General features: G+C 66.4%; 14 protein-coding genes and 1 pseudogene. 10 read left to right on the top strand and 5 right to left on the bottom strand.

The genetic code is table 11. The annotated features are described in order from the left end of the window. Positions 1–23: 23 nt before the first annotated feature. The 3 genes from ACMUJL_RS19735 to ACMUJL_RS19725 all read left to right on the top strand — a co-directional run bounded on the left by ACMUJL_RS19735 (position 24) and on the right by ACMUJL_RS19725 (position 2,380). Positions 24–356 (top strand): hypothetical protein, encoded by a 333-nt coding sequence (locus ACMUJL_RS19735; RefSeq protein WP_375571514.1) that lies wholly within the window; start codon positions 24–26, stop codon positions 354–356. A gap of 74 nt (positions 357–430) precedes the next feature. Next, entirely contained in the window at positions 431–1,594 is a 1,164-nt protein-coding gene (locus tag ACMUJL_RS19730) for a cytochrome P450 (RefSeq protein WP_375571516.1), read from the top strand. 93 nt (positions 1,595–1,687) lie between these two features. After that, positions 1,688–2,380: a M48 family metallopeptidase gene (locus tag ACMUJL_RS19725; RefSeq protein WP_068293232.1), complete on the top strand. Its 693-nt coding sequence runs from the start codon at positions 1,688–1,690 to the stop codon at positions 2,378–2,380. A gap of 12 nt (positions 2,381–2,392) precedes the next feature. Here ACMUJL_RS19725 and ACMUJL_RS19720 read toward each other — a convergent pair whose 3' ends face one another. The 3 genes from ACMUJL_RS19720 to ACMUJL_RS19710 are packed head-to-tail and all read right to left on the bottom strand — an operon-like array spanning position 2,393 to position 4,843. Then, positions 2,393–2,941: an RSP_2648 family PIN domain-containing protein gene (locus ACMUJL_RS19720; RefSeq protein WP_375571518.1), complete on the bottom strand. Its 549-nt coding sequence runs from the start codon at positions 2,939–2,941 to the stop codon at positions 2,393–2,395. Continuing rightward, positions 2,938–4,146, bottom strand: coding sequence for an RSP_2647 family RNA methyltransferase (locus ACMUJL_RS19715; RefSeq protein WP_068293183.1), 1,209 nt, complete (start codon positions 4,144–4,146; stop codon positions 2,938–2,940). Before ACMUJL_RS19715 ends, ACMUJL_RS19720 begins: the two co-directional genes overlap by 4 nt. 37 nt (positions 4,147–4,183) lie before the next feature. Continuing rightward, positions 4,184–4,843: a DUF6778 family protein gene (locus tag ACMUJL_RS19710; protein WP_068293181.1), complete on the bottom strand. Its 660-nt coding sequence runs from the start codon at positions 4,841–4,843 to the stop codon at positions 4,184–4,186. Between the two features lie 309 nt (positions 4,844–5,152). On the opposite strand from ACMUJL_RS19710, the gene edd reads away from it, so the two are divergent. Then, positions 5,153–6,958, top strand: coding sequence for a phosphogluconate dehydratase (edd, locus tag ACMUJL_RS19705; protein ID WP_375571521.1), 1,806 nt, complete (start codon positions 5,153–5,155; stop codon positions 6,956–6,958). Between the two features lie 90 nt (positions 6,959–7,048). After that, positions 7,049–7,696 carry a bifunctional 4-hydroxy-2-oxoglutarate aldolase/2-dehydro-3-deoxy-phosphogluconate aldolase gene (gene eda, locus ACMUJL_RS19700; RefSeq protein ID WP_375571523.1) on the top strand — a complete coding sequence of 216 codons (648 nt, stop codon included), beginning with the start codon at positions 7,049–7,051 and terminating at the stop codon, positions 7,694–7,696. A gap of 53 nt (positions 7,697–7,749) precedes the next feature. On the opposite strand, the gene ACMUJL_RS19695 is transcribed toward eda, so the two are convergent. Together ACMUJL_RS19695 and ACMUJL_RS19690 are read right to left on the bottom strand one after the other, a co-directional pair. Further along, positions 7,750–8,022 (bottom strand): hypothetical protein, encoded by a 273-nt coding sequence (locus ACMUJL_RS19695; RefSeq protein ID WP_068293175.1) that lies wholly within the window; start codon positions 8,020–8,022, stop codon positions 7,750–7,752. After that, positions 8,019–10,818 (bottom strand): annotated as a pseudogene (locus ACMUJL_RS19690) (glutamine-synthetase adenylyltransferase). The gene ACMUJL_RS19695 and the pseudogene ACMUJL_RS19690 overlap by 4 nt, the downstream one beginning before the upstream one ends. A gap of 92 nt (positions 10,819–10,910) precedes the next feature. Here ACMUJL_RS19690 and ACMUJL_RS19685 point away from each other — a divergent pair. The 5 genes from ACMUJL_RS19685 to ACMUJL_RS19665 all read left to right on the top strand — a co-directional run bounded on the left by ACMUJL_RS19685 (position 10,911) and on the right by ACMUJL_RS19665 (position 15,546). Continuing rightward, positions 10,911–11,378: a YbaK/EbsC family protein gene (locus ACMUJL_RS19685; RefSeq protein ID WP_375571527.1), complete on the top strand. Its 468-nt coding sequence runs from the start codon at positions 10,911–10,913 to the stop codon at positions 11,376–11,378. Between the two features lie 107 nt (positions 11,379–11,485). Further along, entirely contained in the window at positions 11,486–11,935 is a 450-nt protein-coding gene (locus ACMUJL_RS19680) for a DUF2852 domain-containing protein (protein ID WP_375571529.1), read from the top strand. 74 nt (positions 11,936–12,009) lie between these two features. Then, positions 12,010–12,459 carry an RDD family protein gene (locus tag ACMUJL_RS19675; RefSeq protein WP_375571531.1) on the top strand — a complete coding sequence of 150 codons (450 nt, stop codon included), beginning with the start codon at positions 12,010–12,012 and terminating at the stop codon, positions 12,457–12,459. 143 nt (positions 12,460–12,602) lie between these two features. Then, entirely contained in the window at positions 12,603–13,424 is an 822-nt protein-coding gene (locus tag ACMUJL_RS19670; protein WP_068293166.1) for an arginyltransferase, read from the top strand. Between the two features lie 367 nt (positions 13,425–13,791). Further along, positions 13,792–15,546, top strand: a complete 1,755-nt coding sequence (locus tag ACMUJL_RS19665) for an acetolactate synthase 3 large subunit (RefSeq protein WP_375571533.1) — start codon at positions 13,792–13,794, stop codon at positions 15,544–15,546. The last annotated feature ends 44 nt before the right edge of the window (positions 15,547–15,590 follow it).

Below are 15,590 nucleotides of genomic sequence, written 5' to 3'. Positions count from 1 at the left end.
TCGACCCTGCGGGAGTATTGCGCATGACCACCGACCACAATCCCGACCTGTCACGCCGCCGCCTGCTGGCCCGTATCGGGCTGGCTGCGGGCACCGCCTACATGGCCCCCACCCTGTTGCAACTGACCCCGGCAAAGGCGTCGCGGGGCAGCCGCGGATCGGACCGGGCGCGGGCGTCCTATTCACGCCCCTCCTATTCGCGCCCCTCGTTTTCCCGGCCATCACGCCACGACCGCCACCGCGAGGATCGTCACCGCTATTACGAGCGCGGCGGCCATGATGGCCCCTATCGTGACCGGCTGACCCGCGAGGAACGCGCGCTGGAATACCTGCTGGAGACGCTGACAACGCGCTGAACGACAGCCTGGGGCTTGCGCGGGGCCGGGTGGCGGATCAGACTGCGGGCAACGCCCCAAGCAAGGCCTGCCCCATGTCCGACGCCCCCGTCACCCATATAGACCCCGCCGCCTTTCGCGCCGATCCCTACCCTGCGCTGGCCCAAATGCGGGCAAAGGCGCCCGTAACCTTCGTGCCGGAACTGGGCGCCACGCTGTTCACCCGGCGCGATGACATCTTCACGCAGGAAAAACGGATCGAGGTCTTTTCCAGCCACCAGCCCGAAGGGCTGATGACGCAGTTGATGGGCGAAAACATGATGCGCAAGGATGGTGCCGCGCATCAGGCGGAACGCCGCGCGCTGTTCCCGGCGCTCAGCCCGCGCACGGTCCGCGATCACTGGCTTGGTCAATTCAATGCCGCAACCCGGGCCATCCTGGCCGATCTGGCGCCGAAAGGCCGCTGCGACCTGGTGCGCGACTATGCCATGCCCGTATCGGCCGAAGCGCTCAAGGCCATCACCGGACTGAGGCTGATGCCCGCCCCGGAAATGGACCGCGTGAGCCAGGGCATGATCGACGGCTGCTCGAACTACGCGGGCGACCCCGCGATCACGGCCCATTGCCACGATTGCACCGCCTCGATCGACGCGCATATCGACGCGGTGCTGCCCGAACTGACGGCGCGGCCCGATCAATCCGCCCTCTCGGTCATGCAGGCGGCGGGCCTGCCGATGGACAGCATCCGCGCCAATATCAAGCTGATCATCTCGGGCGGGCAGAACGAGCCGCGCGATGCCATCGCCGGCACGATCTGGGCGCTGCTGACCCATCCCGATCAGCTGGCGCTGATCCGGGCGGGCCATGCGACATGGGCGCAGGCCTTTGACGAATATGCGCGCTGGATCTCGCCCATCGGCATGTCGCCACGCCGCGTGGCGCGGGTGGACACGGCTTGCGGCGTGACCTTTCAGCCGGAAGACCGGGTGTTCTTCATGTTCTCGTCCGCCGGACGGGACGAGGCGCATTTCGCATCACCCGACCGCTTCGACATCACCCGCGACACCGGCCCCGCCATCAGCTTTGGCGCGGGTCCGCATTTCTGCGCCGGTGCCGCCGCCGCGCGCGCCCTGATCGCGGATGTGGCCCTGCCCATGGCCTTTGCCCATCTGCCGGAGCTTGCGCTGGACGGCCCTGCCCCTTTTGCCGGATGGGCCTTTCGCGGCCCCCTGTCCGTGCCTGTGCGCTGGAAAGCCTGACAACCGGCTTCATCGTTCCATGAATACGCATCCGCGCGACTTGACGCAGGCGCAGCCCTTGCCGCTGCGCGCGCCTCGGCCCATATCTGGGTGATGTTGAAATTCACCCCGATCCTTCTGGCCATCCTCTATGCTGTCGCCATGTACCGCTTTTCGGCGTGGCGCACCGCGAAAGAGCTTGATGCCCGCTCGACCGAACTGGCGGACCCGGTGTTGCGCCAGATGACCGACCGGCTGGCCGCGGCGCTGGACCTGCCCCGCATCCGCGTCCACCTCTACGAGATCGAGCCGGTGAACGGGCTGGCCGCGCCCGACGGGCGCATCTTCATCACGCGCGGCTTCTACAACAAGTTCCGCGAAGGCGCCGTCACCGCCGAGGAAATGGCCAGCGTCATCGCCCATGAGCTGGGCCATGTGGCTCTGGGCCATGCGCGCCGCCGGATGATCGACTTTTCGGGCCAGAACGCGCTGCGTACGGCGCTGGCCATGGTGCTGTCGCGCTTTCTGCCGGGGGTGGGGATCATGATCGCCAATGCCCTCACCTCGATGCTGGCCGCGCGGCTTTCGCGCTCGGACGAGTACGAGGCGGATGAATATGCCTCGGCGCTGCTGGTCAAGGCGGGCATCGGCACCGCGCCGCAGAAATCGCTTTTCGCCAAGCTCGAGGCGCTGACCAACAGCCGTGGCGGCGTCGTACCCGCGTGGTTGATGAGCCACCCCAAGACACCTGACCGCATCGCCGCCATCGAAAGGAACGAGGCGCGCTGGAACGGCATCAAGGGATAGGGCGCGCCGCCCCTAGCGCGGCCCGGCCAGTCTTTTGCCCAGGCGGGGCAGATGCGCCTTTTTCATCAGCCGCCGGATGTCCCAGGCCTCGCCGGACAGGCGCTCGGCCTCGCGGCGCACGGCTTCGGCGGCACGGGCCACGGCCTGCGGGTGATCGTCATGCAGCGCCATCAGGAACTGGTCGGCATCCAGCCGCTCCAGCCCTTCCTCGGACAGGATGTTGCGCGGAAAATCCCGTGCGTTCAGCGTCACGATCAGATCGGCATGCCCGGCGATCGCGGCGGCCAGAACATGGGTATCGGCCGGATCGGGCAGCCACAGCCGCGCCTCGAGCGAGGGGGGATGGCTGACCTCGGCCCCCGGCCAGCGGGCACGCAGCATGGCCACTTCGCCGCGCGCCTGCGCCTCGGCCCCCGGCCCCAGCTTGATCGCGGCGCGCGCCCATTCTTCAAGGATGCGCGCCGACCACAGCGGCTGATACAGCCCTTCGGCCGCAACCCCCAGAAGCACCTCGCGCATCACCGTGGGGTAAAGCACGCAAGCGTCCAGCAGCACCTTCATAGGCGGAAGAACAGCGCCTTGAGGTACCCGCTTTCCGCAAGCTGCGGCAGAAGCGGGTGATCGGGCCCGGCAAAGCCCGTGTGGATCTGCTGCCCCTGCCGCCCCGCGCGACCGATGCCGCGCACACAGGCGTTGTGGAACTTGTCCAGCTCGGCCGCATGCGAACAGGAACACAAGACCAGGTAGCCGCCTTCGGCCACCAGCGACGCACCCAGGCGCGCCACGCGCTCATAGGCGCGCAAGCCCGCCTCAAGCGCCTGTTTCGAGGGCGCAAAGGCCGGCGGATCGCAGACCACCACGTCGAATTGCGCGCCCTCTGCCGCCAGGGCCGTCATCACGTCGAAGGCGTCGCCCTTGCGGGTATCGAACCTTGCCGCCACGCCGGTGGCCTCGGCCCCGTCGCGCGCCAGGGCCAGCGCCGGATCGGACCCGTCGACGGCCAGCGCATGATCTGCCCCCGCCGCCAGCGCCGCCAGGGCAAAGCCGCCCACATGGGAAAACACGTCCAGCACCCGCGCGCCCCTGGACAGCCGCGCGGTGAAGGCATGGTTCGGGCGCTGGTCAAAGAACAGCCCCGTCTTCTGCCCGCCGGTCAGATCGGCCATGTAGGTGGCACCGTTCATCGGCACCGGCACGGGCGCCGCGGGCGCCTGCCCCACCAGAACACCGCCCACATCATCCAGCCCTTCCAGGCTGCGCGCCCGGCCAGAGGCGCTTTTGATCACGCAGGTCACGCCCGTCACCGCCACAAGCGCCGCCACCAGGTCATCCAGCATCAGCTCGGCCCAGGCCGCGTTGGGCTGGATCACCGCCGTGTCACCGAACCGGTCGATGATCACGCCGGGCAAGCCATCGGCCTCGGCATGGACCAAACGGTAGAAAGGCTGATCATGCAATCGCGTCCGCAGCGCCAGCGCGCGGGTCAGCCGCACCTCGAGCCAGGCACGATCCACCACCGCGGCGGGATCGCGGTCCATCACGCGGGCGATGATGCGGGAATTGGGGTTCACCGTCACAAGGGCCAGCGGTGCGCGTTCCGCATCCTCCAGCACGGCAAGGCTGCCGGGCGTCAACCCGCGCGAGCGCCGGTCGGTGACCAGCTCGTTGTCATAGACCCAGGGAAAACCATGGCGAATGGCGCGCGGCTGGGCCTTGGGGCGCAGGCGCACGATCGGATATGCGGGGGGATGAGAGGGCGGTGTCATTCCGCCCTCTTACGCCTGTTTCACAATGCTGGAAAGGTCAGATCGGCTTGCCGGTTTCCAGGCCTGCCACCAGCTGCGTGATGCCGCGGCGGTCAGCCATGCTGCCGGGCTGTTCCAGTTCCGAACGGAACACATTGGCCAGATGGCGCGTGACGCGCAGCTTCTGGGTCAGGCCCATGCGCTCGGCCTCGATGGCGCGGTCGCCGCCGTATTCGCGCAGATCCGCGCGGATCTCGCGGGTGGGGGCCAGCGCCACACCGGTCTTGGGATCACGCAGGGTCAGATCGAACCGGATCGAATGCACGCCACCCACGGAATAGCGTGTCTTTTCGGTCAGCGAATGAAAGCGCTTCAGCGTGATCTCGACCACGGCGGGCGTGCTGCCCTTGTGACCGTGCTGCGCGATCGCCATGCTGTCGGACAGGATGGCCTCGATCTGGGCATGGCGGTCGCCAAAGGCATCGCCGCGCCAGACGATGTCGCCTGCGGGGTAATAGCTGTTGGCCTCGGAGACCCGCAGGCTGCGCGGAACATTGATGCGCAGATCGACTACCTTGATCGACGGAAGCGCCTGAACCGCATCGGCCCCCTTCAGCGCCTCTTCGGGTGTTGCGTTGCGCGTGGACAGGTCATAGTTGCCGCAGGCTGAAAGGCCCAAGGCAAGCATCAAGGCAAATGCCGTGCGAAAAACTGTCATACTCGACCTCCTGTGGGGAAAATAGTTTCCCGGAACTGTCGAAAGATATGCAGGAGCAATAAGGCCAAACCGGGGCAAATTTTCCCTGATTTCAAGACGATTTTTCTGCAAGATCCGCGCTTTGTGGCCGGATCGGGGCGATTTCCACTCGCGGATGCGCGGTTTTTTCAGCGACCGCCGCAAGCTTGCGCCCCCCGCAGATGGCCGGATCGCCGGCGCGATCTGCCGATCCGCTTGCGCCGTTACCGCTAACGGCCTATAGCGGGATTATCATTCGGACAGGGCAGGACCGACCAGGGGGGGATTGTGATGTCATTGCACGATCAGGTGGCACGTGTCACGGATCGGATCGAGGAACGCAGCCGCGACAGCAGGGCGCGCTACATGGATCTGATGCGCCGTGCCGCGGCGGAAGGTCCGCGCCGTGCCCATCTGAGCTGTTCGAACCAGGCGCATGCCTATGCCGCAATGGGCCAGGATCAGGCGACCATGGCCACGACGCCCGCCCCCAATATCGGCATCGTGACCGCCTATAATGACATGCTGTCAGCCCATCAGCCCTTCGAACGCTTTCCCGATCTGATCCGCCAGGCCGCGCGCCGCGTGGGCGCCACCGCGCAGGTCGCGGGTGGGGTGCCCGCGATGTGCGACGGGGTCACCCAGGGCCAGACGGGGATGGAGCTTTCGCTCTTCTCGCGCGACGTGATCGCGCTGGCGGCCGGTGTGGCGCTGTCGCACAACACGTTCGACGCGGCGCTTTACCTCGGCGTCTGTGACAAGATCGTGCCGGGCCTCGTGATCGCCGCCGCCACCTTCGGCCATATTCCGGGGGTGTTCCTGCCGGCGGGGCCGATGACATCGGGCCTGCCCAATGATCAAAAGGCACGCGTGCGCCAGCAATTCGCCGCCGGGCAGATCGACCGCGCGGCCCTGATGGCGGCCGAGATGGCATCCTATCACGGGCCGGGCACCTGTACGTTCTACGGCACCGCCAATACAAACCAGATGCTGATGGAATTCATGGGGCTGCACCTGCCCGGCACCTCCTTCGTCAATCCCGGCACCCCGCTGCGCGAGGCGCTGACCGTGGCGGGCACGGAACGTGCGGCCGGGATCACGGCGCTGGGGAATGCCTATACCCCGGTCTGCGAGGTGCTGGACGCGCGCGCCTTCGTCAACGGGATCGTGGGGCTGATGGCGACGGGGGGCTCGACCAACCTGGTGCTGCACCTGCCCGCCATGGCCCGCGCGGCGGGTGTGCTGCTCGAGTTGCAGGATTTCCACGACCTGTCGCAGGTGACGCCGCTGCTGGCCAAGGTCTATCCCAACGGCCTGGCCGATGTGAACCATTTCCACGCCGCGGGCGGTCTGGGCTACACGATCGGGCAGCTGCTCGAGGCGGGGCTGCTGCATCCCGACACGATGACCGTGGCCGGCAAGGGGCTGGAGCGCTACACGCAAGAGCCGAAACTGACCGAAGCGGGCCTAACCTGGGAACCCGGCGCGCGCGACAGCCAGAACACACGCATCCTGCGTCCGGTGTCCGATCCTTTCGACGCGACGGGCGGTCTGCGCCAGTTGACCGGCAACCTGGGCACCGGCGTGATCAAGACCTCGGCCGTGGCCCCCGAGCGGCACGTGATCGAGGCCCCGGCCCGCGTCTTCGAAACCCAGGAGGCCGTGAAAGAGGCGTTCAAGGCGGGTGAATTCACCACCGACACGGTGGTGGTGGTGCGGTTTCAGGGCCCCCAGGCCAATGGCATGCCGGAACTGCACGCGCTGACGCCCGTGCTGGCCGTGTTGCAGGATCGCGGGCTCAAGGTGGCGCTGGTCACCGACGGGCGCATGTCGGGCGCCTCCGGCAAGGTGCCTGCCGCGATCCACATCAGCCCCGAGGCGGCAGCGGGCGGCGCGCTTGCGCGGTTGCGCGACGGCGACCTGATCCGCCTGGACGCGACCACCGGGCAGATCGAAGCCCTGGTGTCCGATCTCGACGCCCGCACCCCCGCCACCCCGGATCTGACCGGCAATGGAACAGGCGTGGGGCGCGAGCTTTTCGCCATGTTCCGCGCCAATGTGGGCCCCGCCGCCACCGGCGCCGCCGTGGTGGTCTGAGATGCGCACAGGTCCCCGTTTCTTCTTGCTGCAAATATCCATGTCCCGGCGCCTGCCCGGGGAACGGCCCTCTGTGACGGAGCACCGCCCATGACACCGCATCACGCCTCGGAGGCGACACTCGCCCTGTGCCACATGGCCCCCGTGATCCCGGTCCTCGTGATCCATGACCCGGCCCATGCCCGCCCGCTGGCGCAGGCGCTTGTGGCGGGCGGCCTGCCGGTGCTCGAGGTGACGCTGCGCACCCCCGCCGCACTCGAGGTGATCGCCGAGATGGGCCATGTCGCGGGTGCGGTGGTCGGTGCGGGCACTGTGCTGTCCCCGGCGGATGTGCGCGCCGTCAAGGCGGCAGGTGCCGGTTTCGCGGTCTCGCCGGGGGCCACGGACCGCCTGCTGGCGGCCTGCGAGGACAGCGCCCTGCCGCTGCTGCCCGGTGCCGCCACCGCGACCGAGGCGATGGCCCTGCTGGAACGCGGCTACACGACACAAAAGTTCTTTCCCGCAGAGGTCGCGGGCGGGGCCGCCGCCCTGCGCGCCCTGTCATCGCCCCTGCCGCAGATCACCTTCTGCCCGACCGGCGGCATCGGTCCGGGGAATGCGGCGGATTACCTCGGCCTGCCGAATGTGGTCTGCGTCGGCGGCAGTTGGGTCGCCCCATCGGGGATGATCGCAAGCGGCGACTGGGCGGGCATCACCGCCCTTGCGCGCGCGGCGGCCACCCTGCCCCGCGGCACCTGACGCGCCGCGCCCAGGGCGCAGCACCTGTCCCCTGCCCCCTCTTGTCTGCCGGTTCAGTCGCGCGGGCGCGACCGCCAGCCGCCGCGCCGTCCGGTGCGGGACATGGCCTGCAACCCCTCACGCATCACCTGTGTCATCGGGTGATCCGGTGCCTGCGAGTCATGGCGTTCGACCAGCACCGCCAGCACCGTGCGGCTGTCGGACCCGTCCGGCAGGCTCAGCGCCCAGTCCAGAAAGATCGTGCGGCACTCGCCGGGCGTGATCCCCTCGATCCGGTAGGCCTCGGCGACCAGACCCTTGGGGTCCTCGGGCGTGCCCTTCTTCATGCCGCATCCTCCGGGCTCTGGCCCAGGGCTGCGGAAATCACCGCATCCGCCCGGGCCGCCACCTCGATCAGGGCCGCCTCCAACCCTTCAAGGGTCTCATGGCCCGTTTCGCGCAAAAGCATCCTGCATCCCCCCTCGCCGATCCGCGCGGGATCGAGCGGCCTGTCGCTCAGCAATTTCGAGACCAATTGCACTTGCCAGAACAGCAGATAAGCCTCGGTCAGCGCTGCGCCAGCGGCGTCATCCAACCATCCGCAAGCGACACAGCCCGCCAGACCCTGCCCGACATCGCGGGACCTGCTGTGCGCCAGCAGGTTGCCGGCCTGCGCCATCAGCTCCACATCCTGCAACCGGCCCGGTCCCAGCTTGGCGTCCCATGGCCCCTCGGGGGCCTTGGCCGCCGCGATCCGGGCGCGCATGGTGGCCACCTCTTCGATGATCCTGTCGCGCGGGTGGCCACGCTCCAGCACGGCGGCGCGCACCGCCTCGACATCCGCGGCCAGACCCGTCTCGCCCGCCACGGGGCGCGCGCGGGTCAGGGCAAGGTGTTCCCAGATCCAGGCCTCGGTCATCTGGTAGTCGCGGAAACTTGTCAGGCTGGTCGCCACCGGCCCCTGCGTGCCCGAAGGGCGCAGGCGCATGTCGACCTCGTATAGCTTGCCTTCGGCCATGGGCGCGGTCAGCGCAGTGACCATCGCCTGGGTCAGACGCGCGTAATAGGGCCGTGCCGCCAGCGGGCGGCGGCCATCCGACATCTCGACCCCGTCGGCATCATAGATGACGATCAGGTCCAGATCCGAGGTCGCGTTCAGCCGCCCGGCCCCAAGCGATCCCATGCCCAGCACCATCGCCCCCCTGCCCGGCGGCGCGCCATGCTTGGCGGCGAACTGCGCCACGACCACAGGCCAGAGCGCGCGCAGCACCGCCTCGGCCAGGTCCGCATATTGCGGGCCGACCGCCTGCGCCTCGATCAGGCCGCGCAGGTGATGCACGCCGATACGGAAATGCCATTCCTTGGCCCAGCGGCGCGCGGCATCCAGCTTGCGCTCGTAATCGGCCTCGCTGTCCAGAAGGGCCGACAACTCTTGCGACAGGGCGGCGATCCCCGGCCAGGGCGCAAAGAAGCCCCCCGATCACCGCATCGAACACGCCGGAATGGCGCGACAGATGCTGCGCCAGCGCAGGCGATGTGCCGACGATATCGACCAGCAGGTCGATCAGGTGGGGATTGGCCTCGAACAGCGAGAAAAGCTGCACACCGGCGGGCAGGCCCGCCAGAAATCCGTCAAAGGCCAGCAGCGCCTCGTCCGGTTTGGCCGCACCGGCCAGCCGCGACAGTATTTCGGGACGCAGGCGCTGGAAGATCTCGACCGCGCGGGCGGATCTGAGCGCGGGATAACTGCGCCAGCGGCTTGTGACTTCCGTATCGAAGCTTTCGGCCTCGAGGGCGGGCGGTTCGGGTGCGGCCACGATACCGCTTCCGGCAAAGAAGCCTTCCGTAAGCTCATGCACCTCACTGATGCGCGCCTTCAGATCGGTCTCGAGCGTGGCCTGTTCCATGCCCATGAACGCGGCCAGCCGGGCAAAGCCCTCGTCGTTGCGCGGCAGGCTGTGGGTCTGCGCGTCATTGATCATCTGCAGCCGGTGTTCGACCTCGCGGTGGGCACGGTAATGCCGCGTCAGGGTTTCGGCCACCGTGTCGGGCACCCAGCCCTTGCGCGCCAGCACCGCCAGCCCTTCGACGGTGCCGCGCACCCGCAATTCGGGATCGCGCCCGCCCGCGATGATCTGCCGGGTCTGGGTGAAGAACTCGATCTCGCGGATGCCGCCCCTGCCCAGCTTCATGTTGTGATCGGCCAGAACGACCGGCCCGCCCAGCCCCTTGTGGGCGCGAATGCGCAGGCGCATGTCATGGGCATCCTGGATGGCGGCAAAGTCCAGATGCTTGCGCCACACGAAAGGCCGCAGTGTCTTCAGAAACGCTTCGCCCGCCGCAAGATCGCCCGCCGAGGGTCGCGCCTTGATATAGGCCGCGCGTTCCCAGGTGCGCCCGAGGCTTTCGTAATAGCGCTCGGCCGCTTCCATCGCCATGCAGACAGGTGTCACAGCGGGATCGGGGCGCAGCCGCAGATCGGTGCGAAAGACATAGCCCTGCGCGGTATTGTCGTTCAGCATCGCCGCCATCCGGCGCGTGGCCCGGATCAGCGAGGCGCGCGCCTCGTGATAGTCGTCGGGCGCAAAGCGGCTTTCGTCGAAAAGGCAGATCAGGTCGATATCCGAGGAATAGTTCAGCTCGAACGCGCCCATCTTGCCCATGGCCAGCGCCACCATGCCGCCGCCCGTTTCGGCATCATCCTCGGTGGCACCGGGCAGCTTGCCGCGCCGGATCTCTGCGCCGATGGCGGCGCGCAGCGCCAGTTGGCAGGCCAGATCGGCAAAACGCGTCAGCGCGCCTGTCACCTCCTCCAGCGGCCAGGCACCCGACAGATCGGCCAGCGCCGTCAGCAGCGCCACGCGCCGCTTGCCCTGCCTGAGGGCATCGGCCAGCGCATCGGGGGCGATCTGCGCCAGATCGTGATGCAGCGCGGCCAGCGCGCCCTCAGGATCGTTCAGCGCGGGCAGGATCCAATCCGCCTCTTTCTCGATCAGCGATTTCAGATAGGGGCTGCAGCCCCCGGTCCCTTCGATCAGCAGGGCGATATCGCCTTGGGCCGCGGGGATGGTGGCGCGCGCTTCGGCGCCCCGTTCCGGGTCAAAGGGCTGTGGCAGGCGGGTCAGGCGGGATGCAATCGACATGCCCGCACCTTGATCGCAAGCCTCGGGGCTGGTCAATGGCGCTTGGCAGTCGGATAGTGGCGCAAAGGACATGTCTGACAGGGAGGCTCCGCATGAGCAAAAGCATGGCCCGCGTGCGCCGCGCGCTGGAAGAGGCAGGTTTGAGCGCCGACATCCATGAACTGGGCGAGGCGCGCACCGCCGCACAGGCCGCCGCAGTTGCAGGGTGTGACATCGACCAGATCGTCAAGTCGATCATCCTTGCAGGGCAGGACAGCGGCCAGGCCTGGCTGTTCCTGACCGCCGGCGGCAATCAGGTGGATACCGCCCGCGCCAGCGCCCTGGCGGGCGAGGCGCTTGGCAAGGCCGATGCCGCATTGATCCGGGCGCAGACGGGCTTTGCCATCGGCGGGGTCGCACCCGTCGGCCACCTGACCCCGATCCGTGCCTTTCTGGACCCGCGGCTGATGGAATTCGGCATTGTCTGGGCCGCGGCAGGCACGCCGCATCACATTTTTCCCATCGCCCCCGCCGTGCTGCACCGCCTGACCGGCGCGCAACTGGCTGATTTCCCGTCCTGATTTGGGTAATGTAAATTTCTTTCACATTACCCCTTGCAATGCGCAGGGGCGCTTCCGATCTTGGGTATGTGAAAGGAATTTACATCAACCCGAAAACGGAGAGCCCCATGAATACCGCACTGCATTATTCCGCCCCCCGCACCCAGCCGATGGGCTGGCTGTCCCGCGCCGAAGCCTGGCTTGACGCCAAGGGCAAAGGCGCCTGGATCGCAGCCATGGTGCTGGGGTTCATCTTTTTCTGGCCGGTTGGCCTGGCCATTCTGGCGTATATGATCTGGAGCAAGCGCATGTTTGGAAAATCCTGCCGTACCCGTTCGATGACCCGTCATGGCATCTCGGCCATGTCCTCGTCGGGCAATACCGCCTTTGACAACTACAAGGCCGACACCCTGCGTCGTCTGGAGGAAGAGCAGCACAACTTCGAAAGCTTCCTGCAGCGTCTGCGCGAAGCCCGCGACAAGGCCGAGTTCGACGAGTTCATGGCCGACCGCGCCCGCGCCGCCGCCACCCCGCGCAAGGCGGAAGACGCGGCCGATCAGGACAGCGACAAGGCCTGAGCCTGACCGACACACGCACCGCCGCAGGCCCCGCGCCTGCGGCCTTCACATCCCCCTTGCCTTGCGAGCCATGCATGACCTACCAGCCCCTGCATCTGCCCGATCCCGTGACACAGCCCGAATTCTATGCCGATGTGCCGATGAAGCGGCTGCTGGCCTGGCTGGTCGATACAGTGCTGATCGCACTGATCTGCCTGCTGATCCTGCCCTTCACGGCCTTCACGGGGCTGTTCTTCTTTCCGCTGCTGATGCTGATGGTCGGCTTTGCCTACAGGGTCATCACCATCGCCAACCGCTCGGCCACATGGGGGATGCGCCTGATGGCGATCGAATTCCGCACCGCGCAGGGCGAAAGGTTCGGCCTGGGGCTTGCCACCCTGCATACGCTGGGCACATCGTTTTCCTTCGCGCTGCCGGTGTTGCAGGTAATTTCCGTGGTACTGATGATGACCACGGCCCGTGGTCAGGGCCTGACCGATCACCTTCTGGGCAGCGTCGCCCTGAACCGCGCGGCAGCCACCTGACCGGCCTTTCGCGGCCCCGGGATATCCCCGACACGTCGCGCGCAGCATGGCAACGCGCGCGACGTTAACGTGGTCTTTATTCAACTCTTGGCGGATGGAGACTTCGTTGCTATCGTCCCGCTACAGCCGGACCAAGGGATATCATGCGTCACACCCTGCCTATAGCGCCACAATTCTACGTGACGGCCCCGCAGCCCTGCCCCTACCTCGATGGGCGGATGGAGCGCAAGCTGTTCACGGCACTTCAGGGCGAAGGTGCCGAACGGCTGAACGACAGCCTGTCCAAGCAGGGATTCCGCCGGTCGCAGAACGTGCTTTATCGCCCGTCCTGCTCGGATTGCGCGGCCTGCCTGTCCGCCCGGATCCGGGTGGCCGATTTCCTGCCCTCGCGCAGCCAGAAGCGGACGATCAAACGCAACGCCACGCTGGAGCGCCGCGCCACCAGCCCCTGGGCGACCGAGGATCAGTATGACCTGTTCCGCCGCTATCTGGACAGCCGTCATGCCGATGGCGGCATGGCCGACATGGATGTGTTCGAATTCGCCGCCATGATCGAGGAAACGCCGATCCGCACCCGCGTGATCGAATACCATGACACGCGCTCGCGCGATCTGGCGGCGGTCTGCCTGACCGACGTTCTGGATGACGGGGTCAGCATGGTCTATTCCTTCTACCAGCCCGACCGGCCCGGCGACAGCTTGGGCACCTATATCATCCTGGATCATATCCGCATCGCGCGCGAAGCCGGCCTTCCCTACGTCTACCTTGGCTACTGGGTCCCCGGCAGCCCCAAGATGGGATACAAGGCAAAATTCTCGGGCCTTGAACTCTATGTCGGCGGCAACTGGCAGAAGATGCGCGATCCGGCCGATTATTCGGCAGAGATGCATCCGCTGTCGACCGATCCGATCGCCGAACAGGTCGCCAATATCTCGCTTCCCGGCTCGGTTCCCGCCCGCTCCTGATCCCACTGGCTTGACCGCACTCGGTCGGATGCCGCGCCCCTTGTGGCTGCGGCATCGGTCATTTTGGCCGCATTCAGGGCCTCATAATTCTTTTCCTGACGTTTCAAGGCCCCAAAACGTAATAAAGATACAAAATAATTCACCCCCGCGACATTAAATTCACCCGATTGACGGTTGACGCTGCCCTGCAGCACTCATAATGTCCCGCCACGCACGAAGGAGCCGATGGCAATGACACCGCTAGTGATCATCGTAAGGAAATGGCGCATGGGCCGGTAACGGACACCCTCAAGGTACCCCATGCGCCCCCGACAAAATCGGGGGCTTTTTTATGCGAATGGATGACGTCGACAACGGAGCAAAGCACATGACACGTCAGATGACCGGAGCGAGAATGGTGGTTCAGGCCCTCAAGGATCAGGGTGTGGACGTCGTATTCGGGTATCCCGGCGGCGCGGTGCTGCCGATTTACGACGAGATCTTCCAGCAGAACGAGATTCAGCACATCCTGGTGCGCCACGAACAGGGCGCGGTTCACGCAGCCGAAGGCTATGCCCGCGCGACGGGCAAGCCCGGCGTGGTTCTGGTGACCTCGGGCCCCGGTGCCACCAACGCGGTGACCGGCCTGACGGACGCGCTGATGGACAGTATCCCGATCGTGGTGCTGACCGGCCAGGTGCCGACCTTCATGATCGGCAACGATGCCTTCCAGGAAGCCGATACCGTGGGCATCACGCGCCCCTGCACCAAGCACAACTGGCTGGTCAAGGACACCGAGAAGCTGTCCGCCACCCTGCACGAGGCATTTCACGTCGCAACCGCCGGCCGTCCCGGCCCGGTGCTGGTCGACATTCCCAAGGACGTGCAATTCGCATCCGGCACCTACCAGGCGCCGCAGAAAGGCGGCAGCCGCCGCTATCAGCCGCAGGTCAAGGGCGATCTGGAAGCGATTACCGAACTGGTGGCCGCACTTGAGACCGCCAAGCGCCCGATCTTCTATACCGGCGGCGGCGTGATCAACTCGGGCCCCGGCGCAAGCCAGCTGCTGCGCGAACTGGTCGAGGGGACCGGCTTTCCCATCACATCGACCCTGATGGGCCTGGGCGCCTATCCCGCATCGGGCACGCATTGGCTGGGCATGCTGGGCATGCACGGTCTTTACGAGGCGAACATGGCCATGCACGGCTGCGACCTGATGATCAACATCGGCGCACGCTTCGATGACCGCATCACCGGGCGCGTCGATGCCTTCAGCCCCAATTCCAAGAAGGTGCATATCGACATCGACCCCTCGTCGATCAACAAGGTGATCCGTGTCGACATCCCGATCGTGGGCGATGTGGCCCATGTTCTGGAAGACATGCTGAAGATCTGGAAGGCGCGTGGCCGCAAGACCAACAAGGAAGGTCTGGCCAAATGGTGGAGCCAGATCAACGAATGGCGCAAGGTGGACTGCCTGAAGTTCGAACAGAAGGGCAAGGTCATCAAGCCGCAATACGCCCTCAAGCGCCTGGAAGAGCTGACCAAGGGGCATGATCGCTACATCTGCACCGAAGTGGGCCAGCACCAGATGTGGGCTGCCCAATACCTGAACTTCGAGGATCCGAACCGCTGGATGACCTCGGGCGGTCTGGGCACGATGGGCTATGGCTTCCCGGCGTCGATCGGTGTGCAGATGGCGCACCCGGACGCGCTGGTGATCAACGTGGCCGGTGAGGCGTCCTGGCTGATGAACATGCAGGAAATGGGCACGGCGATGCAGTTCAACCTGCCCGTCAAGCAATTCATCCTGAACAACGAACGCCTGGGCATGGTGCGCCAGTGGCAGGAACTGCTGCATGGCGAGCGCTATTCGCACAGCTGGTCCGAATCCCTACCCGATTTCGTCAAGCTGGCCGAGGCCTTCGGCTGCAAGGGGATCCTGTGCAAGGATGCCGACGACCTGGACGATGCGATCATGGAGATGATCAATTACGACGGGCCGGTGATCTTCGACTGCCTGGTGGAAAAGCACGAGAACTGCTTCCCCATGATCCCATCGGGCGAGCCGCACAACAAGATGCTGCTGGGCGAGGCCAGCACCAAGGATGCCATCGGATCGAAAGGCGCCGTGATGGTCTGATCGTTCCCCGGAACATCGGACCCCTGCCCCTGACGTCATCAAAG

It is taken from the genome of Seohaeicola sp., from assembly GCF_048006315.1.
Classification (GTDB): Bacteria; Pseudomonadota; Alphaproteobacteria; order Rhodobacterales; family Rhodobacteraceae; genus Seohaeicola.
The sequence above is the reverse complement of the archived record's forward strand: the minus strand, read 5'-3'. Positions and strand labels throughout refer to the sequence as shown.